The organism is Lysinibacillus sp. NPDC093712 (genome assembly GCF_050280025.1).
In the GTDB taxonomy this organism is placed as follows: domain Bacteria; phylum Bacillota; class Bacilli; order Bacillales_A; family Planococcaceae; genus Lysinibacillus.
In genome coordinates, this window is sequence record NZ_JBNNUU010000012.1 from 60,091 (window position 1) to 85,591 (window position 25,501).

Annotated in this window: 26 protein-coding genes; 3 read left to right on the top strand and 23 right to left on the bottom strand. The window is 37.0% G+C overall.

Annotated elements, in window-relative coordinates; all coding sequences use genetic code 11:
• Positions 1 to 261: 261 nt before the first annotated feature.
• From ACQKNX_RS24025 to ACQKNX_RS24050, 6 genes are all read right to left on the bottom strand, one after another.
• A complete protein-coding gene (locus tag ACQKNX_RS24025) occupies positions 262 to 786 on the bottom strand; it encodes a tubby C-terminal domain-like protein (RefSeq protein ID WP_427431072.1) in 525 nt (174 codons plus the stop codon).
• A gap of 112 nt (positions 787 to 898) precedes the next feature.
• The gene (locus ACQKNX_RS24030) at positions 899 to 1,615 is read right to left on the bottom strand and encodes a toast rack family protein (RefSeq protein WP_427431073.1); all 717 of its coding nucleotides are present in this window, start codon (positions 1,613 to 1,615) and stop codon (positions 899 to 901) included.
• Positions 1,616 to 1,831: 216 nt separating this feature from the next.
• Complete coding sequence (locus ACQKNX_RS24035) at positions 1,832 to 2,734, bottom strand: hypothetical protein (protein ID WP_427431074.1); 903 nt, start codon at positions 2,732 to 2,734, stop codon at positions 1,832 to 1,834.
• On the bottom strand, positions 2,718 to 3,251 hold the full coding sequence (locus ACQKNX_RS24040) for a sigma-70 family RNA polymerase sigma factor (protein WP_427431075.1): 534 nt from the start codon (positions 3,249 to 3,251) through the stop codon (positions 2,718 to 2,720). The genes ACQKNX_RS24035 and ACQKNX_RS24040 overlap by 17 nt, the downstream gene beginning before the upstream one ends.
• A gap of 174 nt (positions 3,252 to 3,425) precedes the next feature.
• Positions 3,426 to 5,246: an ABC transporter ATP-binding protein gene (locus ACQKNX_RS24045; protein ID WP_427431077.1), complete on the bottom strand. Its 1,821-nt coding sequence runs from the start codon at positions 5,244 to 5,246 to the stop codon at positions 3,426 to 3,428.
• Complete coding sequence (locus ACQKNX_RS24050; protein ID WP_427431078.1) at positions 5,243 to 6,976, bottom strand: ABC transporter ATP-binding protein; 1,734 nt, start codon at positions 6,974 to 6,976, stop codon at positions 5,243 to 5,245. Before ACQKNX_RS24050 ends, ACQKNX_RS24045 begins: the two co-directional genes overlap by 4 nt.
• A 340-nt stretch (positions 6,977 to 7,316) precedes the next feature.
• Here ACQKNX_RS24050 and ACQKNX_RS24055 point away from each other — a divergent pair, with 340 nt between their 5' ends.
• Both ACQKNX_RS24055 and ACQKNX_RS24060 read left to right on the top strand, forming a co-directional pair.
• Positions 7,317 to 8,330: an ATP-binding cassette domain-containing protein gene (locus tag ACQKNX_RS24055; protein WP_427431107.1), complete on the top strand. Its 1,014-nt coding sequence runs from the start codon at positions 7,317 to 7,319 to the stop codon at positions 8,328 to 8,330.
• Positions 8,327 to 9,142 carry an ABC transporter permease gene (locus tag ACQKNX_RS24060; RefSeq protein ID WP_427431079.1) on the top strand — a complete coding sequence of 272 codons (816 nt, stop codon included), beginning with the start codon at positions 8,327 to 8,329 and terminating at the stop codon, positions 9,140 to 9,142. Before ACQKNX_RS24055 ends, ACQKNX_RS24060 begins: the two co-directional genes overlap by 4 nt.
• A gap of 182 nt (positions 9,143 to 9,324) precedes the next feature.
• Here ACQKNX_RS24060 and ACQKNX_RS24065 read toward each other — a convergent pair whose 3' ends face one another.
• The 14 genes from ACQKNX_RS24065 to topB form a co-directional block, all read right to left on the bottom strand.
• The gene (locus ACQKNX_RS24065; protein WP_427431080.1) at positions 9,325 to 10,011 is read right to left on the bottom strand and encodes a hypothetical protein; all 687 of its coding nucleotides are present in this window, start codon (positions 10,009 to 10,011) and stop codon (positions 9,325 to 9,327) included.
• On the bottom strand, positions 10,008 to 10,502 hold the full coding sequence (locus ACQKNX_RS24070; protein ID WP_427431081.1) for an ECF transporter S component: 495 nt from the start codon (positions 10,500 to 10,502) through the stop codon (positions 10,008 to 10,010). The genes ACQKNX_RS24065 and ACQKNX_RS24070 overlap by 4 nt, the downstream gene beginning before the upstream one ends.
• Before the next feature lie 62 nt (positions 10,503 to 10,564).
• Positions 10,565 to 10,957 carry a bifunctional adenosylcobinamide kinase/adenosylcobinamide-phosphate guanylyltransferase gene (locus ACQKNX_RS24075; protein ID WP_427431082.1) on the bottom strand — a complete coding sequence of 131 codons (393 nt, stop codon included), beginning with the start codon at positions 10,955 to 10,957 and terminating at the stop codon, positions 10,565 to 10,567.
• The gene (locus ACQKNX_RS24080) at positions 10,909 to 11,505 is read right to left on the bottom strand and encodes a histidine phosphatase family protein (protein ID WP_427431083.1); all 597 of its coding nucleotides are present in this window, start codon (positions 11,503 to 11,505) and stop codon (positions 10,909 to 10,911) included. The genes ACQKNX_RS24075 and ACQKNX_RS24080 overlap by 49 nt, the downstream gene beginning before the upstream one ends.
• Complete coding sequence (cobS, locus tag ACQKNX_RS24085; RefSeq protein ID WP_427431084.1) at positions 11,478 to 12,254, bottom strand: adenosylcobinamide-GDP ribazoletransferase; 777 nt, start codon at positions 12,252 to 12,254, stop codon at positions 11,478 to 11,480. Before cobS ends, ACQKNX_RS24080 begins: the two co-directional genes overlap by 28 nt.
• A 109-nt stretch (positions 12,255 to 12,363) precedes the next feature.
• A complete protein-coding gene (locus ACQKNX_RS24090) occupies positions 12,364 to 12,939 on the bottom strand; it encodes a bifunctional adenosylcobinamide kinase/adenosylcobinamide-phosphate guanylyltransferase (protein ID WP_427431085.1) in 576 nt (191 codons plus the stop codon).
• Between the two features lie 13 nt (positions 12,940 to 12,952).
• Positions 12,953 to 13,561 (bottom strand): histidine phosphatase family protein, encoded by a 609-nt coding sequence (locus ACQKNX_RS24095; protein ID WP_427431086.1) that lies wholly within the window; start codon positions 13,559 to 13,561, stop codon positions 12,953 to 12,955.
• 5 nt (positions 13,562 to 13,566) lie between these two features.
• Positions 13,567 to 14,652, bottom strand: a complete 1,086-nt coding sequence (locus tag ACQKNX_RS24100) for a pyridoxal phosphate-dependent aminotransferase (RefSeq protein ID WP_427431087.1) — start codon at positions 14,650 to 14,652, stop codon at positions 13,567 to 13,569.
• Positions 14,639 to 15,595, bottom strand: coding sequence for an adenosylcobinamide-phosphate synthase CbiB (cbiB, locus tag ACQKNX_RS24105; RefSeq protein WP_427431088.1), 957 nt, complete (start codon positions 15,593 to 15,595; stop codon positions 14,639 to 14,641). Before cbiB ends, ACQKNX_RS24100 begins: the two co-directional genes overlap by 14 nt.
• Entirely contained in the window at positions 15,592 to 16,278 is a 687-nt protein-coding gene (locus ACQKNX_RS24110) for an adenosylcobinamide amidohydrolase (RefSeq protein WP_427431089.1), read from the bottom strand. Before ACQKNX_RS24110 ends, cbiB begins: the two co-directional genes overlap by 4 nt.
• 306 nt (positions 16,279 to 16,584) lie before the next feature.
• A complete protein-coding gene (locus ACQKNX_RS24115; RefSeq protein ID WP_427431090.1) occupies positions 16,585 to 16,767 on the bottom strand; it encodes a hypothetical protein in 183 nt (60 codons plus the stop codon).
• A gap of 235 nt (positions 16,768 to 17,002) precedes the next feature.
• Complete coding sequence (locus ACQKNX_RS24120; protein WP_427431091.1) at positions 17,003 to 18,361, bottom strand: aspartate kinase; 1,359 nt, start codon at positions 18,359 to 18,361, stop codon at positions 17,003 to 17,005.
• Between the two features lie 632 nt (positions 18,362 to 18,993).
• Positions 18,994 to 19,908 carry a class I SAM-dependent methyltransferase gene (locus ACQKNX_RS24125; protein ID WP_427431092.1) on the bottom strand — a complete coding sequence of 305 codons (915 nt, stop codon included), beginning with the start codon at positions 19,906 to 19,908 and terminating at the stop codon, positions 18,994 to 18,996.
• A gap of 158 nt (positions 19,909 to 20,066) precedes the next feature.
• Positions 20,067 to 22,199, bottom strand: a complete 2,133-nt coding sequence (topB, locus tag ACQKNX_RS24130; RefSeq protein ID WP_427431093.1) for a DNA topoisomerase III — start codon at positions 22,197 to 22,199, stop codon at positions 20,067 to 20,069.
• Positions 22,200 to 22,597: 398 nt separating this feature from the next.
• Here topB and ACQKNX_RS24135 point away from each other — a divergent pair, with 398 nt between their 5' ends.
• Positions 22,598 to 22,996, top strand: coding sequence for a glucosamine 6-phosphate synthetase (locus ACQKNX_RS24135; RefSeq protein WP_427431094.1), 399 nt, complete (start codon positions 22,598 to 22,600; stop codon positions 22,994 to 22,996).
• 79 nt (positions 22,997 to 23,075) lie between these two features.
• Here ACQKNX_RS24135 and ACQKNX_RS24140 read toward each other — a convergent pair whose 3' ends face one another.
• The 3 genes from ACQKNX_RS24140 to ACQKNX_RS24150 form a co-directional block, all read right to left on the bottom strand.
• Positions 23,076 to 23,603, bottom strand: coding sequence for a GNAT family N-acetyltransferase (locus tag ACQKNX_RS24140; RefSeq protein WP_427431095.1), 528 nt, complete (start codon positions 23,601 to 23,603; stop codon positions 23,076 to 23,078).
• 191 nt (positions 23,604 to 23,794) lie between these two features.
• A complete protein-coding gene (locus tag ACQKNX_RS24145) occupies positions 23,795 to 24,304 on the bottom strand; it encodes a hypothetical protein (RefSeq protein ID WP_427431096.1) in 510 nt (169 codons plus the stop codon).
• Positions 24,305 to 24,365: 61 nt separating this feature from the next.
• Positions 24,366 to 25,343 (bottom strand): helix-turn-helix transcriptional regulator, encoded by a 978-nt coding sequence (locus ACQKNX_RS24150; protein WP_427431097.1) that lies wholly within the window; start codon positions 25,341 to 25,343, stop codon positions 24,366 to 24,368.
• Positions 25,344 to 25,501: the final 158 nt, after the last annotated feature.

Below are 25,501 nucleotides of genomic sequence, written 5' to 3' on the forward strand. Positions count from 1 at the left end.
GCTGATAGTGAGTCCGACATTCAATAAAAAAACAGCTCCCATAATGAGAGCTGTTCACAATATACAAGTTCACCATTGATGCAGTGGGTGCCGTGGGTAAGTGCCAGGCACTCAAACAATTACACTGACTGGAGAGGATGGCGATGACGCCTGCTTCGAACATACATTACAGATTGTGTGCTAAGTGGAAAGCATGCGCCAGTAGCGAAAATTAACGGCAGTTTTATCATTATTTATTTAAAATTATTGGTGTTTAACCTACTATGCACCGACAAATAACACAGCCTGTCCTATTGCAATAAAAAAAGCTTCGTGCTGAATCGGGCTAGTTTCTTCAATTTGAAGCGTAATGTCAAAATGTGTTTCTTGATAAACTGCTTGCCATCGTGCAATCGGCTGTTCATTCAATGTAAACACTGACCAGTCCTCCATTTCCTTATTCAGCATTATTTTATGTTGACCATCTGTTATGATTAAATCAGGAATCATGATTTGCCAGCCATCATAGGCAATCATATAATCTTTGCCTATTAAAATATCCTTCCCTTTAAAATGCACACGCCCCCGTCGGGATATTTTTTTACATGTAAAAAGACGTTGCCCATCCACTGCGCTTACATCGAATTGTACAAAATACCGATAATCCATCATACGGTCAAAAGCCTTTTTTAGCCCATTGGAGTAAATCCGTTGCACATTTGAAGATACGTTCCCTTCCTCATTCACTATTTGAACTAACTCTGTCGATTCAATCGATGCGGGTTGCTTATGTGTAAAAGTTCTCAATACGTTCGCTCCTTCAATCTCTGTTGCTTCTTTTAAGCTAACACAAAATAAGCGTCAAATACAATTTACCTGATGTATTTGACGCACAATTTTAAAGCCATATAGAAAGTACTTATTTATCCAGTTTAAATGTAATATCACCTACGCCAATTTCAGAGTTTATGTCTAGTATAACGTCTGCTTGTTCAAACGCTTCATTGACATAAACCCCTTTCCCTTTAGCAATAAAGCCCTCAAGATTGATGGAGCCAATTCCTTTTTCAGTTGTAATTTTTACGCCGACTTTTGAAGGTAAAATAACCGTAGTTTGACCAACACCCGTTTCAATATTCGTTTCAAAGCTTTCTTTCCAATCACCACCTAGATTAACGTATAAATCTCCTACACCCGTTTCAATATCTAAGTTTTCAAGCTTTAGACCTCTTAAATCCAGCCTTGCTTTTGATGCACCTGTCTCCACCGAAAGATCCATCGGTATATCTTCATTCAGTTCGATATCCCAAACGTTTTTTATATTGCCAATTCTAACTTTAGTAGATCCTTTATGCTCAATGACTAAATCACCGGTTTTCCCGCGTTGTTTGTAGTGTACTTTTGGCGCTAATTTTTTTATGTTATATTGAGCGCTTCCTTCCATCCATTCCGTTGCACCTTTTGCAACCGTCATTTCACCGACACCAAGATTAATTTCTACATCTAATTTCTTCGCATCATCCTTTTTAACCGAAAAAGTATCTTCTTTTTCTTTCTCGGGAACAAAAGAAGAACAACCAGTTAAAACTATTAACGAAGCGCTAACCATTAAAGCAAAGCATAAAATTTTTTTCACTTTTATTTCCTCCCACTATATATTCTTCCATTAAATCCATTTTATCTGAATTAAGATATATAAAAACGACCTTTAGCTTTAACTTCGACTAAGACCTAAGACGTAGCCATCTTCTTTTTCATTCCCATCCATCTATATGCTGCTACTTGCAAAAATTGAACCCTTCATCTTGTCACTTTTGCAGTGTTCAAGAAGAAGGGTTCAGTAAATGTTTAGCTATTCACTGTCTGGCGCAATATAAATGTCTGTTTGTTCATTTAAATCGTCAACAGTACCGTTTTGGTGAACAGCTCGTATCGTGATGGCTGATAAATCGACATTTGAGTGGTAAGGGACTGCAACTAGTTGCGCACGATTAGCATTTACAGCCAATTCAATCTGTTCGTCATTAATGTTTATGATTAACTTATTAATGGTGTTTTGCTTAACAAGCGGAATTACAATATATTGAATGTCCGGTACCGCCATAACTCGCATTGTGTCGTCCGAGTTCAAAAAAAAGTGAACCAATTTATAACCTTTACTATCATGCTTGAAAAAAGCAATGCCTTGCATACTAGGTGTAGAAAAATAACTCATACGATATTGATTGATGGTAATCGTGTCAAATAGACGTAAATCATCGGTATTTCCTATGGGCCATACCCCTGATTGCAAAGTATTTACGATATCGGCTTCATTTGCTACATAATAGCGATAGCTAATGCGTTCAGACATATTTCCAAAAATTGTTATTATAATAATTGCACAAAGCAACACCCACCATAGCCACTTTTTACGAAGCGCATAGAGTGCAAAGCAACCTGAAATGGCAATTGCTACTACCCCAGCCATCATCCAAGGTTGCTGGAGAACTGTATAGTCTTTTTCCTTACCAGATTTTTCGGAGTACAATGCAGAACCAGATATTACAGGCGTATCAGGTGATATTTGTTCGATTTTAAATAAAAGCACATCCAGTCCTATAACCAGACTTACTGTTAAGAATACCGTTAATAAAACAGGGGTTAGGGAGCTTTTTCTTTGCTGATGGATTTTTCGAAAGGTTTTTGTTTGATTGTCCATTGAAAACGTACCTTCTTTATAGACACTATTAATAGCATTACGAATCTGATCCATATTCAAATCCCTCCTCTTGTAGTGTCAGACCAATTAATTGACGTGCCCTTCTTAACCTTGTCTTGACTGTATTCTCTTTCATCTTTAATGCTTCAGCAACTTCATTTAACGATAATTCTGCAAAGTGGAATAATAATAAGACATCCTTGTATTTTGTAGGTAGCTTTTCAATGGCAGCAATTAACATACTGTCGGACTCATTTGAAAGCACTTGAATAACTGGATTCACTTCATTGCCATTTAATTTATTCCAATAATCAATTACTTGTATTTTTTTATAACGCCAACTAGATAAATAATTATGACAATGATTAATAGCTATACGATATAAATACGTTTTTACAGATGCTTCTTCTCGAAACTGGTCCATTTTTTCATAATATTTTACGAATGTATCTTGCACTAAATCTTCGGCTACTGCCCAGTTTTGTACATATGTATAGCACACGCGCACTAAGTAATCGCCATACTGTGTCATCGCTTTTGATAAACAAGCATCCTTCTGCGCTTTTATCACTTTGCTCGCCCCCCATCCATTAAGCTTCGTGATTGCAATTGTGCAAACCTTATAACAAAAAAATATTTTTATTTTTTCAAAATGTAAAGTGCAACACAATTTGTAGTTAGACAATCAGACAATGAAAAAAGTTTCATGAAAAAATAAATATTTTCTCATGAAACTTTAAATGTTTTATAAGCTTAGCTCATCTTTTTCTAAAAGTAGCTTTTGCTGTAGGTTTCTATATATTCCTTGTTTTTGCATAAGTTGCCGATGGCTACCTTGCTCAACAATTTCTCCTTGTTGAATAACTAAAATTTGATCGGCATTTTCAATTGTTTTTAGACGGTGTGCAATAACAAAGCTAGTACGACCACGCATTAAATGCTGTAATCCTTTTTGAATATCGACCTCTGTTTGCGTATCTACGCTAGATGTCGCTTCATCTAATATTAAAATATCAGCATTCTCTAAAATGGCACGAGCAATAGCTATTAGCTGTCGTTGCCCTTGACTTAAATTAGCTCCACCCGCCTGTACAGCTGTATCATATTGCGCTGGTAAGTATTTAATAAAATTATGCGCATTCGCAATTTTAGCCGCTTCTTCCACCTCTACATCAGAAGCATCTAGCTTGCCAAAGCGAATATTTTCGCGAATAGTACCAGTGAATAAATAAGTATCTTGTAACACGACACCAACACGCTTACGAATTGTTGCCATTTTATAGTCCTCGATATTATGACCATCAATAAGAATCTCACCTGCATCCACATCATAAAAACGCGTTAGTAGGTTAATAATCGTCGTTTTCCCTGAGCCAGTTGGACCAACAAGTGCAATGGTGTCTCCTGCCTTAACATGGAAATTAATATTTTTTAGTATTGGCTGATTTGGCAAATAGCTAAAGGAGACGTTTTGAAATGCGACTTCCCCTTTTAAGCTTTGACTATCAATTGCATCCTTTTTATCCGCTACTTCCGATGGTTCGTCTAAAATTTCAAATACTCGTTCTGCCCCCGCAATCGCCGATTGGAAAGTATTCAATAAATTCGACAGCTGATTCAGCGGACGGAAAAATTGACGAGTGTATGTGACAAATGCAGCGATTATCCCGATGGTCACTACCCCTTTCACCGCTAAAAATGCCCCAGTACCGATTACGACTGCTAGCCCTAAGTTATTCATAAAGTTATTGATTGGTCCTAATAAGCCTGAAGTAATTTCTGCGCGTTGTGCTGAGTCGCGTAGGTTGTTATTTTGTTTACGGAAAGATTCAATCGTTTGTTGTTCTTTACCGAAAAGTGTAAGTACTTCCGCTCCCGTAATCATTTCTTCAATCGTTCCATTCAGTTTTCCTAAGTCACGTTGACGAGCCGCATAGTTTTTACTACTACGTTTGACAATTTGCTTTGTTGTGAAAACAATTAAAGGAATAATAATTAGTGTCACAATGGCTAACTGCCAGCTGAGTGAGAACATCGCAATGCTAACACCGATTACTGTTAAAATGGAAGATACGATTTGCGTCACACTTTGCGCTAATGCTGTATTTAAGTTATCAATATCGTTTGTTACACGGCTCATTAAATCACCAAGTGCACGTTGATCGAAAAATTTCAGTGTTAATGTTTGAAGTTTTTTAAATAGTTCAAGGCGTAATGTACGTATTGTCTTCATCGCCACTTGAATCATGACGTAGGTTTGTAGCCAAGTGAAAATCGATGCTACCGTAAAAATACAGGCTAGCACAATACCAAGTCGAATCGTACCAGCGACTTGTTTTTTCATAATATAATCATCAACAATATGCCCGATCAAATAAGGTCCTGCCAAGCTTAAAAATGTAGAGGCGATGACGAAAAATATCGAAAAGAACAGCCCTACTTTTTGTTGTCTGACATATTGCCATACACGTAATATTGTGTTTTTTTGGTTTTTTGCCTTTTCAGCAGGTCCACCCATACGTGGCCCACGTCCAAAATTCATTTGCTTTGGTTGATTTTGACTCATTGTTGTTCACCAGCCTTTTGCTGTGAAGCGTAGATTGCTTGGTAAGGTTGGTTACTTTGTAATAATTGCTGATGCGTACCTTGACCAACAATTTGCCCATCCTCTAACACTAAAATAAGATCTGCCTGTTGTATGGAAGTAATTTTCGACGCGACGATAAATGTTGTCGTTTCTTGAAAATGTTCGCTAATTGCCTGCTGTACATGCTTTTCAGATGCACTGTCAAGGGCGGAGGTTGTATCGTCTAATACTAAAATTGCTGGCTTTCTTACAAATGCCCGTGTAAGTGCTAATCGTTGCTTTTGGCCACCCGATAGATTCGTTGCACCCTGTGATAGCTCATGCGCCAGTCCTTGTTCAAGCTTATCAACAAATTCAGATGCACAGGCTGCATCCAGAGCCTGTTGTAATTCCTCATTTGTCGCTTCTTCCTTACCAAGTCGTATATTTTTTTCGATTGGTCCAGAAAAAAGTAAGGCTTTTTGAGAGGTAAAGCCGATATGTTCACGTAGCGTGTTCAATGCATATTGATTGAGCGGCTTGCCATCCAGCACAATAGTACCACTAGTCGGGTCAAAAAGACGTGGTAATAGCTTTACAAGTGTCGATTTACCACTACCCGTTTTACCAATTAGCCCTACGGTTTGACCCGCCTTTACAGAAAAAGTAATATTTTTCAGCACATCTTCTGACGTTTCATAATAACGGTAGCTCACATTTTGAAAGTCGATTGTTCCTTGAATTGACGAAGTGATCGGCTGCGCTGCTTCTTGCACCGCTACTTCCTTGTTTAGAACGTCGACAATACGCTCTCCTGATGGAAGTGCACGAGCAATTTGCATTAAGACCATACTAGAAGACATAAGGCCATTTAAAATAATCGTTAAATAGTTAATAAAAGCAAGTATTACACCGACTTGCAACGTGCCTGCTTCAACTTTAATTGCACCAAGCCAAAGCGCAGCAACAATTCCGAGGTTCACTACAAACATTGTAAATGGTACGAGTACACCTACAATTTGTTCTGCTGTAATAAAACGTTTCGTAAGTGTGTCATTAAGTCCCGCGAATTGCTCTACTTGATGCTTTTCACGACGAAAAGCCTTAACTACACGAATACCTGCTAAATTCTCCTGTAGCTTAGTATTAACGCCGTCAATTGCCTCTTGTACTTTACGATATAAAACACCAGAATACTTAGTGAAAAAATACATTGCGATAATTAAAATCGGCACAATTACGAGCAATATTGAAAATAACTCGCGAGCCGTCACAAACACGATGACAACAGCACCAATAAATAATAACGGTCCACGCACAAATATACGTAGCGTCATCATAAACGCACGCTGGATGCTTTCCACATCACTTGTTAAAATCGTAATTAGCTTTCCAGTAGTAAACGCATCTCTTTCCTTTGCCGAATACGTCATCATTTTCTCATATAATGACTGACGTACATCTGAGGCAAAGTGAATGGCTGCTTTGGAGCTATAAATTGAGCATCCAAGCCCCCCTACTAATCCAAGGACGGCACTCATAAGCATAAATAAAAACATTTTAAATACATACAGATTGTCATTATTTGCAATTCCCGTATCAATCATATGTTGCATAATGGTTGGCTGGATTAAATCCATCGTTACCTCAAGCACCATTAAAATCGGTGCAATCAACGTAAAAAATTTATAGGGCCCTAAAAAACGCCCTAACTGTCTAACTGCCTGCATTCTTTCGTCTCCGTTCCTTGTAAATCACATTCGATATTCATTATAACTGAAAATCATTCCCAATTGGCACATAATTTTTCGAGTCACGTAATATATTACTCTGCTTAAAATAAATAAACGTTACACCCTTTCTTTACATCACCCTCTGAAGCAAAAAAAATTACAAAAATAATAATCTTCAATATTATTTCTCAGTTAATATTCAGTTCATAAATTTAATGTATTATCCGTTTATGAACATTTTTCTAAAATGATAGCTAAAAAAAGTCATTTGCTATGAAAATGCATTACAATGCAACATTTATGAAGACGTATGTAAGGAGGAATAATTTTGAAAGAAATGAACAACAGAGAAGGAATATTGCGCAATCCAGAATGGGCCATCGAGGCAAAGGGTTTAGTTAAAAATTTTGGCGATCATCGTGCTGTTGACAATGTAGATTTAAATGTACGCGCTGGCAGTATATACGGTGTGCTTGGTCCAAATGGCGCAGGCAAAACAACAACAATTAGAATGCTCGCAACCCTTTTACGCGCGGATGCTGGTTCAACACGCATCTTCGGCTATGATGTGGTGAAGGAACCACATATTGTTCGTCAATTGATCGGGGTGACAGGTCAATATGCTTCAGTAGATGAGTCGCTTAGTGCTACAGAAAATTTAATTATCTTCTCTCGCCTACTTGGATTAGGGCGTGCTGATGCACGGAAAAAAGCGGCCGAACTGTTAGAAGAATTTGGTTTAACAGATGCTGCAAAACGTCCACTGAAAAATTTCTCTGGAGGTATGCGCCGAAGATTAGATTTAGCAGCAAGTCTCATCGCTCAGCCTCCATTAATTTTCTTAGATGAACCGACGACTGGATTAGATCCACGAACACGTAATCAAATGTGGGATACCATTCGTCGATTGGTCGATATGGGCTCAACTGTACTTTTAACAACCCAGTACCTTCAAGAAGCCGATGAACTTGCGGACAGAATAGCTGTTATTGATCATGGTCGAGTAGTTGCTGAAGGAACTGTTGATGAACTAAAAGCGTCAGTCGGTACTTCATCACTGCATTTAAGCATTCAAAATCCAAACGATATTAGTGATGCTCGTCAAATAATTGAACATGTACTAAAAGTTCCTTCAACGATGACTTCTAATATCGGAAAGATAACAGCCCCAATGACGAATGCGGACCTCGTTACAGATTTACTGATTGCGCTCAGACAAAAAGGCATCTTATTAGACGAAATGAGTGTGCAAAAGCCAACATTAGATGAGGTATTTCTAACAATTACTGGCCATGGAGTTCAGGACAATGCTTTTTCAGAGGCTAATGAGGTAGGAGATGCAAAACGATGAAAAATTCAATGATAAAACAACATAGCGGACGCCAGCTACCCAACAGAACGAGCTTACGTCAATCAATAAATAATTCATTAACAATGGCTTATCGCGGCATTTTGAAAATCAGACGCACACCTGAGCAATTGTTTGATGTAACACTACAGCCTATTATTTTCACTTTAATGTTTACGTATATTTTTGGTGGTGCCATCTCTGGTGACGTTCAAAGTTATTTGCCAGTTATTATTCCTGGCATTTTAGTTCAAACAGTTATTACGACCTCAATCGTTACTGGTGTTCAATTACGAGAAGATATGGATAAAGGGGTTTTTGACAGGTTTAAATCTTTACCGATTGCACGTATTGCACCATTGGCTGGTGCGTTATTAGCTGATACGATTCGATATACAATTGCAACTGTCTTAACCTTTTCAATGGGTTATATCATGGGATATCGTCCAGAAGGCGGTTTAGGTTTTGTTGTGCTTGCAGGTCTTCTTGTCATTGTTTGTGCTTGGGCTATAAGTTGGATTTTTGCCTTCTTTGGTGTAATTGCACGAACTGCCTCCAGTGTACAGGGGATTTCAATGCTCGTATTGTTTCCGCTGACGTTTCTGTCGAACGCATTTGTACCAGCTGAAACATTACCGAACTTCTTGCAATGGTTTGTGAAGATCAATCCTATATCGCATTTAGTCACTGCAGTTAGAGAACTAACTAATAATGGAACAGTCGGTTGGGATTTAAGTGCGTCCCTTATCGGTGCTGCAGTTATTGTAGCAATTTTCGCACCAATAACAGTTCGTGCTTATATGCGCAGAACTTAAAAATATTTGTATAATAGTATACTCAAACAGGCTTCTGTAGCGTAAAAATCCATTTCACTTTACGCGAAGTACATTGCCGCAACCCTCGCTACTGTACGGGTTGCGGCTTTGCATTTTGTGCGTACCCGCAGGAGACTTCCTCGATTTTAATTTACAAATTAAAACTAACTGACTACGAGTTTTCAGAATTGTTTGAGTGACTGGCACTTCTCAAAATTTCGAGTAAACAATTTTTGCGCCAATTGCTCTTTTTCTGGATTGATACCTAATAACATAACTGCGCAGGGTCCTGCTGATTTTTCGATATTTAATGAACTTTTTACTTGGTGATGACCAAAAAGACGTGAAAATTCTGCTTGTAGTCCTTGTGACCCTACCGGCCAAACTTGTTGCACAATTTCTTCACGCCATGCACGAAATATCGGCTGAAGCTGAGCAACATCTTCGGGTTGTTCAAGCACCTCTTTACCTACAAGTGGTAGCCCATACGTGTACCAACTTAGATTATCACGATCAAACGGTAATCTTTGTTGTATCTCACCTAGCATTGTAATAGATAATCCAGATTGCAATGTAGGCATGTTGGATTCTGAACTACCATCTATTGGAGGACAGAGTAGCCCTACTTCTTCAAAAACTTGTCCAATTCCCGCGACATAGCGCGTCCATGATGCATCGCCCGAAAAGTTAGCAAGAATTATATGCATAGGTATCGCTCCTGCTGCAAGCTGCTCTAAAAAAGTAACACGCGCTGTTAAATATGCTGTTAACTTATCGGGAGCAAATACGATATCTTGTGGTTTTTCACCAATCGCTGCTGCATTGTCAGTTGTGGCAATAAGTTCCCCAACATTTACTGCATTTCTCAATTCACGCGCCCCTCCTTTCGGACAAACACTTTCGAAAGAATCGGCATTACAACAGCGACAATAATAAGATTGATGACTGTCGCCATAAAAATACTAGCTAATGAACCCCAGAAAAACGCTGGGCTTATAATGAAATAAAAAGGGATTGGTGCAATGACACCATTTAGTAAAAGTGCTACTGGCCATTTCCAAAAATGCATGCCTCTTTTATGCATTACACCAAATATCCACACGACAATAAACATTTCAATAGCAATAATAATATGCAAGGGCCCATATGGAAAACCAGAAGTCATCGCTGTAATAACATGACCGATTAACCCCGCTACTCCTGCTAAAACAGGAGATAAGAACACAACACTCAAAAATGCTGGTGCTGAGTCTAATGCCGCCGTTGATACAAATGACGGGATTTTAATGACTGCACCAACAGCACAAATCGCCGCCACCATGGCAGTTAGTGTTATACTCATTAATTTTTGTCGATCCATTCCATTTCCCCTTTTCTAAAAATAGTGAATGCCCCTCTCGGGAATTGTATTTAATCTTTTGATTATTTTATACGTTCTGCAATGCCATACCAAATACGGTCAACTTGTTTTGCTTCTGCAAATAACGCCTGATACAAACGACCACAAGTGTCACGCAATAGCCGTGTCTGTTTTTCCATTGGCACTACACCACGTCCAACATCTGTAACAATAATATACAACTGACAGCTTTCTTCAAGAATTTTAAGCTTCGCCATAATATTTTTGACAATCACTTCATCTTCCTCAAGATTTTGCTTTATCAGCCAGTGTTCAAGGTTTTTAATAATTAGCGCATCACATGCAGGTGCAACCTCTGGAATAACCCCATTCATCAACGCCACTTCCTGCTCCTCAAGCAATTGAGTCACATAGGCGGTTTTTCCGTTATAGGCCCCTCCGATAAAGACATGCATCTTGCTCCCTCCTTCCAAGCCGCTTTGGAAAATGTTAACGTAAATACCCGATCATGCGGTACTTGATACGACCAGAAAGACTTTTGCTGTGGCGCAAATGCTACAAGTAATGCTCGTACAACTCCACCATGCAAGACGAGATAATAATCGTGTTCATCTTTTGGCAATGCTAAAAATCCAGCAATCACCCGATCATAAAACAACTCAAAATGTTCTCCGTTTGGTGGTGATATGCTAGTCGGGTCATCTAGCCATGTACAGTAACGTATGTCCGACTTTAATTCATCATATGTTTTACATTCAAAATCACCAAAATTAGACTCCCGAAATCTTGCATCTGCAATATAGCTAGCATGTGGAAAATAACGAGAAGCCGTTTCTTGACACCGACACAAATCACTGCCATATACCTTTTTTACAGCTTCATTAAGTATAGGAAGCGCTTCAGCATTTGCTAATGGAGAATCTGTCCAGCCAATATAACGCTTTTCCAAATTTTCTTTAGTTGGTGCATGTCTCATTAAGCGAACAGTAACAATGTCACCCATAGCACAACCTCCATTCCTTCAATTGAAGCTCCAAGCAAGTCACCTGATACACCGCCAAAATTGCGCACTGTAAATTGACGAAACAATAAAAAGGCAGTGACAAGAACAGCAATGAGCACGAATGGCAAACTTGAAAAGCCTATTACAAAAAATACGCAACAACTTGCAAATACAAGCGTCATTATCATTAAACTGGCCAATACACGATGGTTCAGTTGTGTTTTAAAAAAATAGGCTAAACCTTTTTCCTTTGAGCACTTTAAAGATAGAAAATAGAAGCTCATCCCTACACGTGTCAATAAAGGTATAAAAACGAGCATCCACAATGATAGTTTGTTCTGTACAAAAAGTTCATGAAGGACAACGAATTTTCCTAACACTAGAAATAAGACAGACAAAACACCAAATGCTCCTACCCGAGGGTCATCCAAAATTTCAAGACGCTTTTCACGATCTCGGTACGAAAAGTAGGCATCACCCATATCGATAAAGCCGTCTAAATGCAAGCCCCCTGTAAAAAACGCAAACAGTCCTACAATCAAAAATGTTAATAGAACATCACTACTAGATGTCCATTCTGTTAAACTAAAGATTGTCGCTGCAACGACAGCTCCCATAAGCGCACCAATCCATGGTAAAAAGGCGAACATTCCGGTAATTGTTTTTTTAGATAGAGGAATCTCTTTATGTACAGGCAAAACCGTAAAAAATTGAAATGCGAGCAATATGCTATGCCAAATAGTTTTCATTGCCTTGCCTTCTTTCTTTTAAGTTATCTTCAATTATCTTACATCAAATTAATATAGAAATTTCTTAACTAAGTTATTTGCTGCTTTATACTTCCATATAATAACTCACTTATTTCCATTTCTTTACGATACCATAATTTATCTCATATGCCTCATGTGCGACAGAAACGAACCATTGATGTAATCTACCGAGCATTTGACGGTACAATTCGACCTCTTCATTAACATATGGAGGCTCATCAAAAAGTTCATTGGAAACGACAAAAAGCGTCACCCTTTTGTCAAGTAACGTTTGCACTGAACTTTTCATAATTCTCAGCTTTTCTTCTAAACAACCAGGCTTTTCCACACAAGGTGTGCCACGTTCAAACCCCTCATAAAAAGCATTTGTCAGCCAAGTCGTTACACAGTCCCAAAGTACGACATCGCCATCAACTATGTTATTGAAAACATTCTGTATTTCATATGGGGCTTCAATCGTATGCCACGCAATCGCTTGTTTTAGTCGATCAGACTGGTGTCGAGCTATTCGTTTTTCCATTTCAATGTCCATTGCAACACCAGAAGCTATATAAATAAGTCGTTTATCCAATAAATAATTATTTTGGTAGTGCAGAATAGCTGCTTTTTCGGCAAAGTGAGACTTACCACTGCGGACACCACCTGAAATAAAAATTAGCGGCACTGTTCTCACCTCTCTATTGTAAATGTTGTGTGCTACCAATTACCTTGATATGCCAACTTTCTTCTAATCGGTCCACGATTGTTACACTAGTTCCTTCGATGTATGGTGCTGACCATAGCTGATCAATTCCACGACCTAATATTGCATTAATAATGCATTTAATCGTAACAGCATGTGACACAACTAAAATATGTTCATGTGGATAGATTTTCGCAATATTTTTTAACGTATACATAGCTCGTTCTGTCACTGCACCAAAGCTTTCGGTATGCGTCGCGACGAATTGTGCAGGATAATTCGTATACAGCTCATAGTCAAATCGATTTGTTTCCATAATATCCTTAACAGTTTGCCCTTGCCAATTTCCTAAAAAAATCTCACGTAAATCGTCTTCGTAGTGAATCGCAAGCGTCCGACCAGCTGTTAAATAGCGCGCTGTTTCTTTCGCACGGTCACTGGTACTACTATACGCAACTGCAAACGGAATATCTTTTAATTGTTCTGCAAGTTTTTGGGCATGCAAAATGCCCATTTCTGACAACGGTGAGTCTAACCACCCTTGTAATCGATGTTCTTTATTCCATACTGTTTCCCCATGTCGAACTAGATAAAAAGTCGTCACTTTTCTCACCCCTTATTTGCATTAAACCACGCTTGTAAACAGTTTTGTAAATAGGTCATCGCCGTTACATCCTTTATTCCAATGCGGAACCATGCCCCATTTAACCCCATAAAGTTTTTTGTATGCCGCAGCACAACTCCTTCAGCTAAACAATAACTAAAAAATGTATCTGCTTGCATATTTTTAGGCAATGAAAAACAAACATAATTCGTAACACTATTCGTCACCAAGCATCCATTTTCTGTTAAAAACTGTTGTAACCATTCCCGTTGTTTCGTTGCATAACTAATTGCTTGTTGACAGTATTCATGTTCATCCAAACAACCTGCTCCAATAACGAGTGCAAATGCATTGAGATTCCAATGAGATAGCATTGCTTTCAACTCACAAATAATAGTTTTACTCGCTATTAAATAACCTAGTCTTAATCCAGGTATTGCATACATTTTTGTCATAGATCGAACGACAATTACATGCGCATTATTAGCAACATAGTCAATTAACGAATGTGTTTCACTAACCCAATCGATAAATGCCTCATCAAAAACGAGCTCACAATCTACTTCCGCTCCATAAGCTATTAAGCGTAGTAGTTCCTCTTTCTTTGGTAATACACCTGTTGGATTATTAGGTGTACAAATATATAATGCATCTGCATTAACCATTTCTTGATAAAGAAGCTTCATCGGTAATGTATATTGAACAAAGTCCTCGACAACAATCGACACGACGTCCGCCCCTGCTGCTTTTAATGTTCTCTCGTATTCAGAAAATGTCGGATGCACGACAAGTACACGCTTATTTGCATAGCGTCTTGCTAAAACACTAAATAACTCTGATGCCCCATTACCTAAAACGATAGAATCTTTTTCAATGTGATGAAATTGAGCCACCTTTGTTAAAAAAGGCTCTCCATCTGGATCTGGATAACGCTGAATTAATGAATAAAATGTGCGCCAACGTGCCTCAACAAATGTAGGCGGTCCTGCAGCATTTACGTTTTCACTAAAATCATAAACTTCTGTAGGCATAGTTAGCCCGAGCTGATGATAGACATTTTGCGGATTTGCTCCATGATTAGGTAATTGCAAAAATTAACACCTCCATTGCTAACATAACGAGCGTAAAGAGCAATGTAGCTACACGCATATGAATAATAGAAGTTGCAATATGCTCCTTCGTTAACGGTACTAATTTTTCACCCATTGTCGCTCTGTATGATGCAACTCCTTGATATGTATTTTTTCCACCTAGTTGAACTCCTAGCTGGACCGCTGTTGCTGCTTCCAAATAACCACTGTTTGGACTCGGATGTTTTTTTGCATCCTGTGCCCAACGTCTTAATCGATTGCCAAGCGTCACAGATGTATCATTTTTTGTTCCAAGTACCATCATTAATCCTGTTAAACGACTTGGAATAAAATTCAATACATCATCTAGTTTTGCTGCAAACATACCAAAATCTTTGTATTTTTCATTTTTATAGCCAATCATCGAGTCCAGTGTATTTACAGCCTTATAACCCCATAAGCCAATGGCACCAAAAAAAAATGCATAAAAGAGCGGCGCAGTTACGCCATCACTTGTATTTTCAGACACGGTTTCTACAACGCCACGAACAATTTCATCCTCATCAAGTTGCTCGGTATCTCGTCCGACAATCCACGATAACTTCACACGTGCTTGTGCAAAATCTCCCTTTACAAGTGGTTCATAAACAGCTAATGCTGCTTCTTTTAAGCTGCGTTGAGCCAAACCAATACCTATTAATAATCCCTCTACTAGAATACCAAACACAATGCTCACTTGATAGCTGAGTATTAAAATAACCGTTACTACAAACATCGTCGTACCCACCACAGCAAGCGCCATGACCATGCCACGTACCTTTCGCATATTGCCCTTATTCCACAATGCGGTTTGCGCTTGAATAAGCTTACCTATCCAGCGTACAGGATGTGGCATTTTTGGAGGATCCCCGACAACTAAATCAAATAGTATGCCAATAATACAGGCGATTACTAGTGAAATCATAGAGGATTCGCCTCCTTCTCTTTTTTATATTTTTGAATGGCCTCTCGCATCGTTTCATAAACACCATGGCCAATAATTTTCCCTAACATTGTAATAGGGCCAGCATATTGATGGAAATCGCCCTCTTCTGTAGACGCAATTAGCAAGCTATCTGTTGACGTACCAGTTGCTTGCGTACCCGTTGTAGGGTCCGTAATATTTTCATCTATAAGTGCCTTAACTTTTGCCTCTGTTGTTGAAATCATCGCTTGAAACAATGCCTCATCAGATAGTTTTCCATTAATCAGTACCCAAGTATTAATGGTTCCTGCGTGATACTGCTCTTGTCGATGAAATGCACGCGTAATATCGACTGCATTTCCAAGTCCCGCCGTAATCATCACGACAAGATGAATACCCTCATATGTAAATTCTCGTATCGTTGCAAAACGTGCATTAACTGCTGTCATCATCGCAACGGTATTGGTAATAGGATAGCCCTCTAATTGCAAAAAACTTTGTAACTCTTGATGTGGTTTTCGTTCATCGTAAGTTATCGGCACTGAGCGATTTAGCAGATGCGTATAAAAGCCAAAGCCAGGATTATGCATTGCAGAGGATACGACTTTCATCGGAATTGCTGTTTGTATCGCAACATACTGTTCCATTATTTTAATATTGTCTTTACGTACTATCACCGTCATCTACTCACCTCCTAAAATATAATTTGGAATAGGTCGATTATCCACATCTCCGCCTATACATAGTGACCCGAAGCTTCTATAAAACGGGAAAACCCTTTCTACGAATAGAGGCAAATAAAAAAACAAATTCTTACGAAGAAGAATTTGTACTGTTCATTCTTTAATTATGAATACACTGCAAATTTGAACCTTCTGAATTTTTTGTATAGTATAGAATAACAACTTCATCGTACTGAAATTATTTATTTTCTTTGAAATTGTATCATAACTTTGTAGTTTGCAACATTCATTTTCTTGATATTTTTCTTATTGCTTTTGTTTTAAATTTTTAAATCGAATAATTGATCCGGCAATAATAAAGACCCAACCAATACCGACAAAAATAACTTTCATTGATTTCGTTGATGCTGGTAATATGTCCATAATTGTTAAACAGACAAATAAAATCCCTATAACAGACAAAATCATCCCCATTGAAAAACTTTTCAAAATTATGCCCTCCTATCTATGTACGCACTCGATTTTACAGCATTACTGCATAAAAGAAAACTTTATTCCTTATAGTATTGTTAGAAAACATTAAAATCATCCATTGTGAAAGCAACACGATAAAATGAAAGAGCTGCCTACTAAGCTATGAATTCATAGCTTAGTGGGACAGCTCCTTTTTATGTTTAGATAATTTTATAAATGTTTTTTGATAAAACTATCGTATATTGTCCACTCATGCTTGCACTTGTGCAAAAAATTCTCCATATAACGCTTGTAAAATTCGGTTTTCATATTCTTGTAGTACACCGAATACAAGACTTACTTCAGACGAACCTTGGTTAATCATTTCAATATTTGCTCCAGTTTTTGAAATCGCTGTTGCTGCACGTGCCGCAAGACCTGTGTTATTACGCATACCTTCCCCAACAATGACAATCATTGAGAAACCATGACGCATTTGGACATCATCTGCTTGCAATTCATTTTTTACACGCGTCAATATACGCGCTTCATTTTCTGGTGTTAGTTGATTAGATCGCATAATAACTGAAATGTCATCTAAACCAGATGGAGTATGCTCATAAGAAATATTCTCATCTTCTAAAATTTGTAGAAGTTTTCGACCGAACCCTACTTCACGGTTCATTAAATATTTTGACACATATAACGTTGAAAAGCCACTGTCTGCCGAGATACCTGTTACCGGGCGACCTGTAGCTGGACGACTCGGTACAATTCGAGTACCTGGGGCTGATGGGTTATTTGTATTTTTTATGTTAACTGGCACCCCAATCTTATAAACAGGCATTAATGCTTCATCATGGAAAACAGAAAAACCTGCATAGGATAATTCGCGCATTTCGCGATACGTAATTTCTTTAATTTCAACTGGATCATTCACGACTTTCGGATTCGCGGAAAATACACAATCCACATCCGTAAAGTTTTCATAGAGCTCCGCTTCAATAGCTGCTGCTAAAATAGAGCCTGTAATATCCGAGCCACCGCGATCAAACGTACGCAATATGCCCGCTTTAGTGTAACCGAAGAAACCTGGGAAAACAATAACTTCTTTTGTATCTTTTAAAAGCGCTAAATTTGAATATGCTTCAGGTAATGCGAACGTACGCTCAGGTATATCATTGACAACCAAACCTTCTTTAGGACTTACATAACGTGCAGACATACCGATAGAGTTAAAATATGCAGCGATAAGCTTGGCGTTGTTATCTTCTCCAGCTGCTTTTAAGCTATCAATAAATAATTCTTCGTTCGAAGCATCACCAAGCACACGTTCACGTAGGTCTTCAGCGATTACGTCACAAATAGTATTATCCAGCTGTAAACCATCTGCTATAGACTTGAAACGGTTCACTACTGTCTGTAATTTTTCTTCTGTATTTTCATTTTTCAATGCCGCATTCGCTAAATCAATTAATAAATCAGTTACTTTTATATCATCACCAGAACGTTTTCCCGGTGCTGAAACGGCTACGATTTTGCGCGCCGGATTAGATTTTACAATGTTTGCTACTTTTTGTATTTGTTCTGCACTTGCTACAGATGTTCCACCAAATTTACATACGATCATATCTATCAAATCCTAACCTTTTAAAATAATGTATTCCTCCAAAAAACAATTGAATGTACACAGTGTACAAATTATCGTTCTCTACGTCAATACAATTTAAAAAATTCACGCAATTTATCAATAGAAAAATGGACAATTTTCGCACTGTTTGATTTATTATACGGATTTCGAAGGAAATAGTTAAGGTTTTTATTAAATTTTTTCGTATATATTACATAATCGTAAAAAATTTCGCTTCAACTAGCTTAATTCAGCTATATCATCAAAGGCATGAATACTACATGATCTTCTGGTAGCTCTAGCTCGTCTCCTTCTTCAAATATAATCCTACAGCTCGCACCCTTTACACTGCTATCTGTACTTGATTACTTCTTTATAATGGAGAGAATACTTATTCCCATTATGATATGCGGCAAAAATCATTATGTTTGTGTTATTTGATTAAAGAATTGGGTGATAAATTGCAAAATGCCACCCTACAAAGGATGGCATTTTCAATGGTTCGCTCTTACTTATACCCCATTGTCTCAAAATGATAGCAAGCTTTTCTTCTATATAATGAAGGAAACGCTTTCTTTTGATAATCCTTACCTAAAAATATACATGTAAGGATTTCAACGACTACGTGGGAATTAATTTTTTACTGCATGTATATAGTGAATCGTTTCAAACGCTTGTAAATGATCATCTCGATTAGCAAAATACTGATTTTGAATTTCTTGAGGTGATAAGTGTTCATAAACTAACAATTGTTCTTTCGAAAGTAATATTTCTAAATCTAATATGGAAGTTGCGTATTTCATTTGTTCTTCAGATGCTTTAGCCATCTGTATCATGTTTTGTACACGATTGAAAATACCAGCCTCTGTAAACAATCGCTCATCGGCAAAATCAAATATAATCGAACTACCTTTTGGTAGGTTTTTAAAAAACAAGCTTAACAATTGCCGGAACACATCTTTTGTTAAATAGTACGTGACGCCAAGCAAAGTAAATACCGTTTTCTTCGATGAATCAAATCCTGCTGCAACTAACGCTTCTAATGAAAGCTCCTTCATGAAATCCATTGCTACAAAATTTAAATGTGGCGGAATTGTATGACCTGCTTGCTGTAAACGTTCTATTTTAAAACGTTGAGTAGATGGGTGATCTACTTCAAATATAGTAACGTTTGTCAGTGAGTCGTGACGCCAAGCAAACGTATCTAAACCTGCACCTAAAATGACGTATTGCTCCGCACCAAGTTGGCATTCATGCAATACAACATTTTCTGCGTATGCGGCTCTCGCAAGTGGCGTCGGTGAGAGTTGAATTTGTGTAACCCACTTTAATATTACGTCTTGTTGATTTTTTAGCTTTTCAGCCATATTTGAACTAAAATAAGCAATGCCATTAGCCATATTTGTTGATATTGCTTGAAATTCTTCTGGTAAAAGGAAATCTTGCGCGATATAATCATTGAAAATAATTGGTCGATCTTCTTTCACGTGATACGCTCGGCTAAATGCAGAAACAAGAGAAGTTAGACTTGATTCATTATTTTTCACAGTAAACACTCCAATAAAAAAAGATTCCCCTGGCCAGGAGAATCTCATTCTATCACTTCGAATTATAAATTTAAATTATAGCACAAAAAGGTTTTTTTTTCAAATATTCAGTTCTATCATCTGCTCAAATCAATAAATTTTGAGTATCTAGATAGCCATTATTTATTTGTCTTAAACTCAAATTCAATCTTCCCTTCGACGAAACGAAGTACGGCACTGAACTGTTTTCCACTCTTAGCTTTAAATCCTTTAATCTCTGTAGTTTGACCACTAGTACTTAAATCCCTAATATTTTTTTCCGTAAGCTTTTTCCCTAATAATCTTTCTGGAAAAGTTTGTTTACAGCCGCTTTTATACTCTGAGCAGCCATAAAATTTCTTACGTAAGCTGATTTTACCGACTTTGCATGACGGACACGTTACGATATCTTTTGCAGCAGGCTTTGTAAACTGCTCCGCTTCAATCGTTAACGTGTTAATTTTATTTGGCACTTCACCGATTAGCTGCTGAATAAATTTTCCAATATTATCAATAAAATGTTTTGCGGATCCTTCTCCACGCCCTATTTTTTTTAAATAAATCTCCCATTTAGCTGTCATAGAAGGACTAGAAAGCAATGTTCCTTCAATCGCTTTGCACAGTAGTTCTCCTTTAGGTGTGATGCTTACAATATTTTTCCTTACTTCAATAAATCCATGCTTTTTAATTGTCTCAATAATGCCACTTCGAGTTGCCTCTGTTCCAATACCTTCAACCGAATTTAAAATTTCAATTTCTGTCTCATCTTCAACCGATTTACCACAAGTTTTCATCATGGTGATTAACTGCCCTTCCGTATAGGGCTTTGGAGGAGTTGTCGTGCCTTCTATAATTTCGACCTTGCTTTGGACAATTTCGCCTTGTGTCACAACAGGTAGTACCTCATCACGATTTTGCGGCTCCTTATCAGCAGTGAAAAGCGCCTTCCAGCCCCTCACAAGCTCTGTTTTCCCCACCGATTTAAATCCTAAATTTTTCACAGTTGTTAAAATTGTTTTTTCATCATATTCATAATCTTGATGAAACATTGCAAGTGTTGTATTTAATATTTCAAAATAAATATTTCTTTCGTCTACAGCCATCGATTGCAACGCTTTTTCTGTTGGTACCTTTTTCGTTGGAATAATGGCATAGTGTTCACCTACATTTGAACTGTCAACATAACGTTTATTTTGGGCTCTTACAACAGGTGCAAATGACTGTTGAATGAGTTGTTGGTATTTTTGCAACGAATCTTTTAAATAATCGTATTCGTTGTGCGTAATTAGCTGGGAATCTGTCCGAGGATAAGATACTAGCTTTTTCTCATACAATGACTGCGTAAGCTTCAACACGTGTGCCGGACTATATTTCCAGCGCTTATTTGCTGTTGCTTGCAACGTTGATAATGCATGCAATTTTGGTGGCTGGATTCGCTTCGTCTTATTCGAGACATTCGCAATTTGACCACTATCAATTGGCTGAATACCGTGCTGCATCAACAGTTGCTCTACTTCTTCTCTAACTTTTGATTTAATTTTCGCTTTGCCTTTATACATACCATTTTGGGCTTTAAATAGACCCTCAATTTCATAAAAGTTCTCAGGTTTAAAATTCTCAATTTCTTGTAATCTTTTATAAATCAAATATACTGTAGGTGACTGTACACGCCCAATTGATATGCTACCTTTAAAGCCCTTCTTTTGAAGAAGTAGTGTATATAAACGACTACAGTTCATACCAACAAGCCAGTCACTAATTTGACGCGTTTTCGCTTCTTGATACATTAGCATATCCCGCTCGTTACTTTGTATATTTTGGAACCCTTTTCGAATCTCGTCGACTTCTAAAGAGTTAATCCATAAACGTTTTACAGGCTTTTTTACTTTCGTCATTTTATAAATGGAATAAAAAATATTGGATCCTTCACGCTCCGCATCGCACCCATTATAAATCATTGTCACTTGTGGATCGTGGAAAATTTTTTTAATTGCATTAAACTGTGTGTACATATTACGAACAACTTTATCTTCATATTTTTCTAGAATAATCGGCAGCGAATCTAATGACCACTTCTCCCATTCCTTTTTATATTCCTTAGGTTCCTTTAATTCGACGAGATGACCAATCCCCCAACTAATAACTGCTCCATCTGGAAATGTAGCACATGGCTCTAACTCTATAAACGTCTTCTCTTTATGTTTAATTTTAAATGCTTCAGCATAAGCTCTTGCCTGCGATGGTTTTTCAGCCAAAATAGCAATTTTACCCATTAAATAATCACATCTTCTTTTAAATATTTGAATAGCGTTTTTATAAAAACGTAAAACTCAACTAATCGGATTAGTTGAGTTAATGAAATACCATACCACTATTTTACTTTAAACAATATAAAATATCTAATGTCTTCGTCCTCGGAACACCATTCTCATTTGAGATGGTCTTTTTTATTTACCAAATGTCAAAACGTAGTGATTTACAGAAGCTCTAAGAGGAGGTAATAAAAATGGAAAAACCCAAATTGTTTGTTAAATTTCACTTTGGAGGAAAACAGCTTCTCCCCTCTTCAAGTTACAGTCGACAAGAAAAAAGGTTAAACTAGAAAATATTATATTGAGCTAGCAAATAAGAGTGTCGAGATGATAAAATATGGTTATAAGGGGGATGGGATATGGGGAAATTGAGTAAGCGTAATATTTTGTGGATAATTCCAATCGGCATTTTAGGGGTGTTTTGGTATTTTTACGGTCCACAAAAAGATATAACAGATAATGAATATATTACATATGTCAAAAACTATTCAATTGAAAATAGTAACAAATCATTAGCAACAGCTTTTGCATCATCTTGTCAAAATCCGTATTGGCTATATTTTGAAACACAAAAGGGACAAGATGTTGTGGAATTTAAAGGGGATTGTCCTATCAACAACAAGGATGCTAAAGTAAATGTTCAATTTTTAGTAGATCCCAGCAAGACAAATGTGAAATATGGTGCCATGTTAGTCGATAACAAAATGCAAGAAGAATCACATCGAGACAACTTTCTATTAACTTTGACTAAAGACTGAATGAATACTATAAATCACTTGAGCCCAAGCTCACCTTGAAAAGGTGAATTTGGGCTCGTTTCTTTCATCTGGATAATCATTAATCTTTAAAAATCGCATATACGTATGTATCATGTGGTTTTCCTTGCTGATACATATAATCTTTTAAAATTCCTTCATTGTGAAAACCCATTGTCGTTAGCAATTGATTTGATGCCACATTTTCGATAAAAACAATTGCCCCAATCCGATTTAGCTCCATCTTGGCAAATCCATAAGACAAAATTTCAGTAATAGCTTCTTTCGTATAGCCCTTTCTCCAGTAATCAGGATGAATTTCATAGCCGACTTCTGCCCGCTTATGATTTGGTGACCAAGCATTGAAGCCAATTGTGCCAATTATACCTTTCGCTTCTTTTCTTTCTATCCCCCATCGAATGCCTCTCTTTTCCTTGAAGCTTCTTGAAAAGGATTCGATTAGTTTTTCAGCTTGTTCTATTGTCGTAAATGTATCGATTCCATAATATTGAGTAACTTGATTATTTGAAAAACAGCGTAAAAGGTCCAAAGCATCTTCAGACGTTATTTCTCTTAATATTAATCTTTCTGTCTCTATAATTGGAAACATGTAACTCCTCCTTTACCTTACCTTTAATTCTTCAAATTTCGTAAAAATTCCTTCTTCCAAAACTTTTCATTTTAAAAAATGAAGATGCGCAAACAAATGATAGTAACTCGTATGTACTGGTGAAAATTAAAAAAGCATACTAGAACTACTCCTAGTATGCTTAATTTCCTTATTAATTTTTACGTCCCGTATTATTTAAAATAATAGTTTATTGCCTCATCAGCAGAATGGAAAATATTATTTAGATTATTTTTATAAATAAGCTTCGTGGCTCGACAAGCATTTTGGAGATTTTTCGCTCGATTTAACTTTTCATTTACTTGTTCTAAAGCCGTCGAGAAGCCATCTTTATTATATGTAATGATTTGTTGGGATTGTTGTGATTCAATGTCCAACATAATCGATAACTGATCTTCTACATAATTATTTAAATTAATAAAAATACATTCCTCTAAGTCTTTAGAATGCTTGTCGATAGTAATAAACGCTTGCTTATATTGTGCATTTAGCTTTGATGTTGTCACTGTCACTTTAAATCCTTGGCTTTCTAAATGCTTTTTACTACATTCAAAAAAATGCTCAACTTCAGAGGAGATTTTTGGTTCAACAGTTGTTATTTTTAATTCATCACAATTTTGATAAATTGCATCGATTTCTTCCTGTTTCTCTACTAGTAATTTAAAATTTGAAAGTGAATACATCTTAAATCCCCCTTTTTACTATAGTCGGCAAGGGAATCGTTTTTTAATCATGTTTTCATGCTTACATGTAAAGATAATTTTGTTGCATGGATTGGATTGTTTCAATCATTTCCTCTCTTAGCTCAAGTGGCTCTAACACTTCAATATTTTCACCTTGACTAAGCAGCCACATTCTAATACCACGCCCAAAAACTTCCGCTTCAAATAAGCATTCCCCAGCATTATTTGACAAAATTTTGGCGGTTGGCAAACGATCTAAAACAGCTTGCGGTGAGCGCCCTTTAAACATAAATTTAATATGCATTAGCTCACCTGCATCCATAAATTGAATACGTTTGCGAAATTCACCTTCCTGAAAGCGCTCTGAGTAAGGGATCTGAAATTTCTTATCTAACTCCAAAAAATGCTGGATACGGTCGATGCGATAGACAATCGGTAAATCCTTCTCATGTTTACTATCATAAGCAATAAGATAAAAATAGTATTCTGAGAAAATAACACCGAGAGGTTTTAATATTTTTTGTGAAGGAATTGATTCACTTTCACGTAAGTAATCAATTTTAATTATTTTTTTCTTCTGAATCGCCTCTGAAATTACCCAAATTAAATGTAAAAGAGATTTTTTATGATTTAAATCAACGTATAAATGCTTTTCATTTAATATGATATTATGAATAAACTCTTGTTTATCCGCTGCAACAATTGAAATTAGCTTATCGATGATGTCGCTCATTTCTGATTTTAAAAGTGCTCTTGATTCGATTAGTATTTTAACAATCGCCAGCACTTGTTCTTTCGATAAAACATTCTCTCCTGTTTTCGTCAGCTTATACAGTTTTTCAGTTCGTACATATTTTAAATGACAATCTAATTTAGCTTTTTCAATATACACTCTAATTTGATCTAAATCCCGTTGTATGGTTTTTTCACCAACCTGATGTGTAAATGCTTCTTGCTTTTTGCTTATCCCTTGGCCATCCATCAATCTATCAAACATCGAAATGACACGATAGCCTTTATTTTGTTGTGAATCCACCATATATCCCACTCTTTCTACATAGTTACCCTCTTATTATACAAAACGAGATGGACATTATTAGTCCTTTTAACTACGAATTTTCTATATATTTGGGATAATTAGTTCATTAATAATTTTACTATTACACACACTTCACAGACGGACATACCACTTATTTG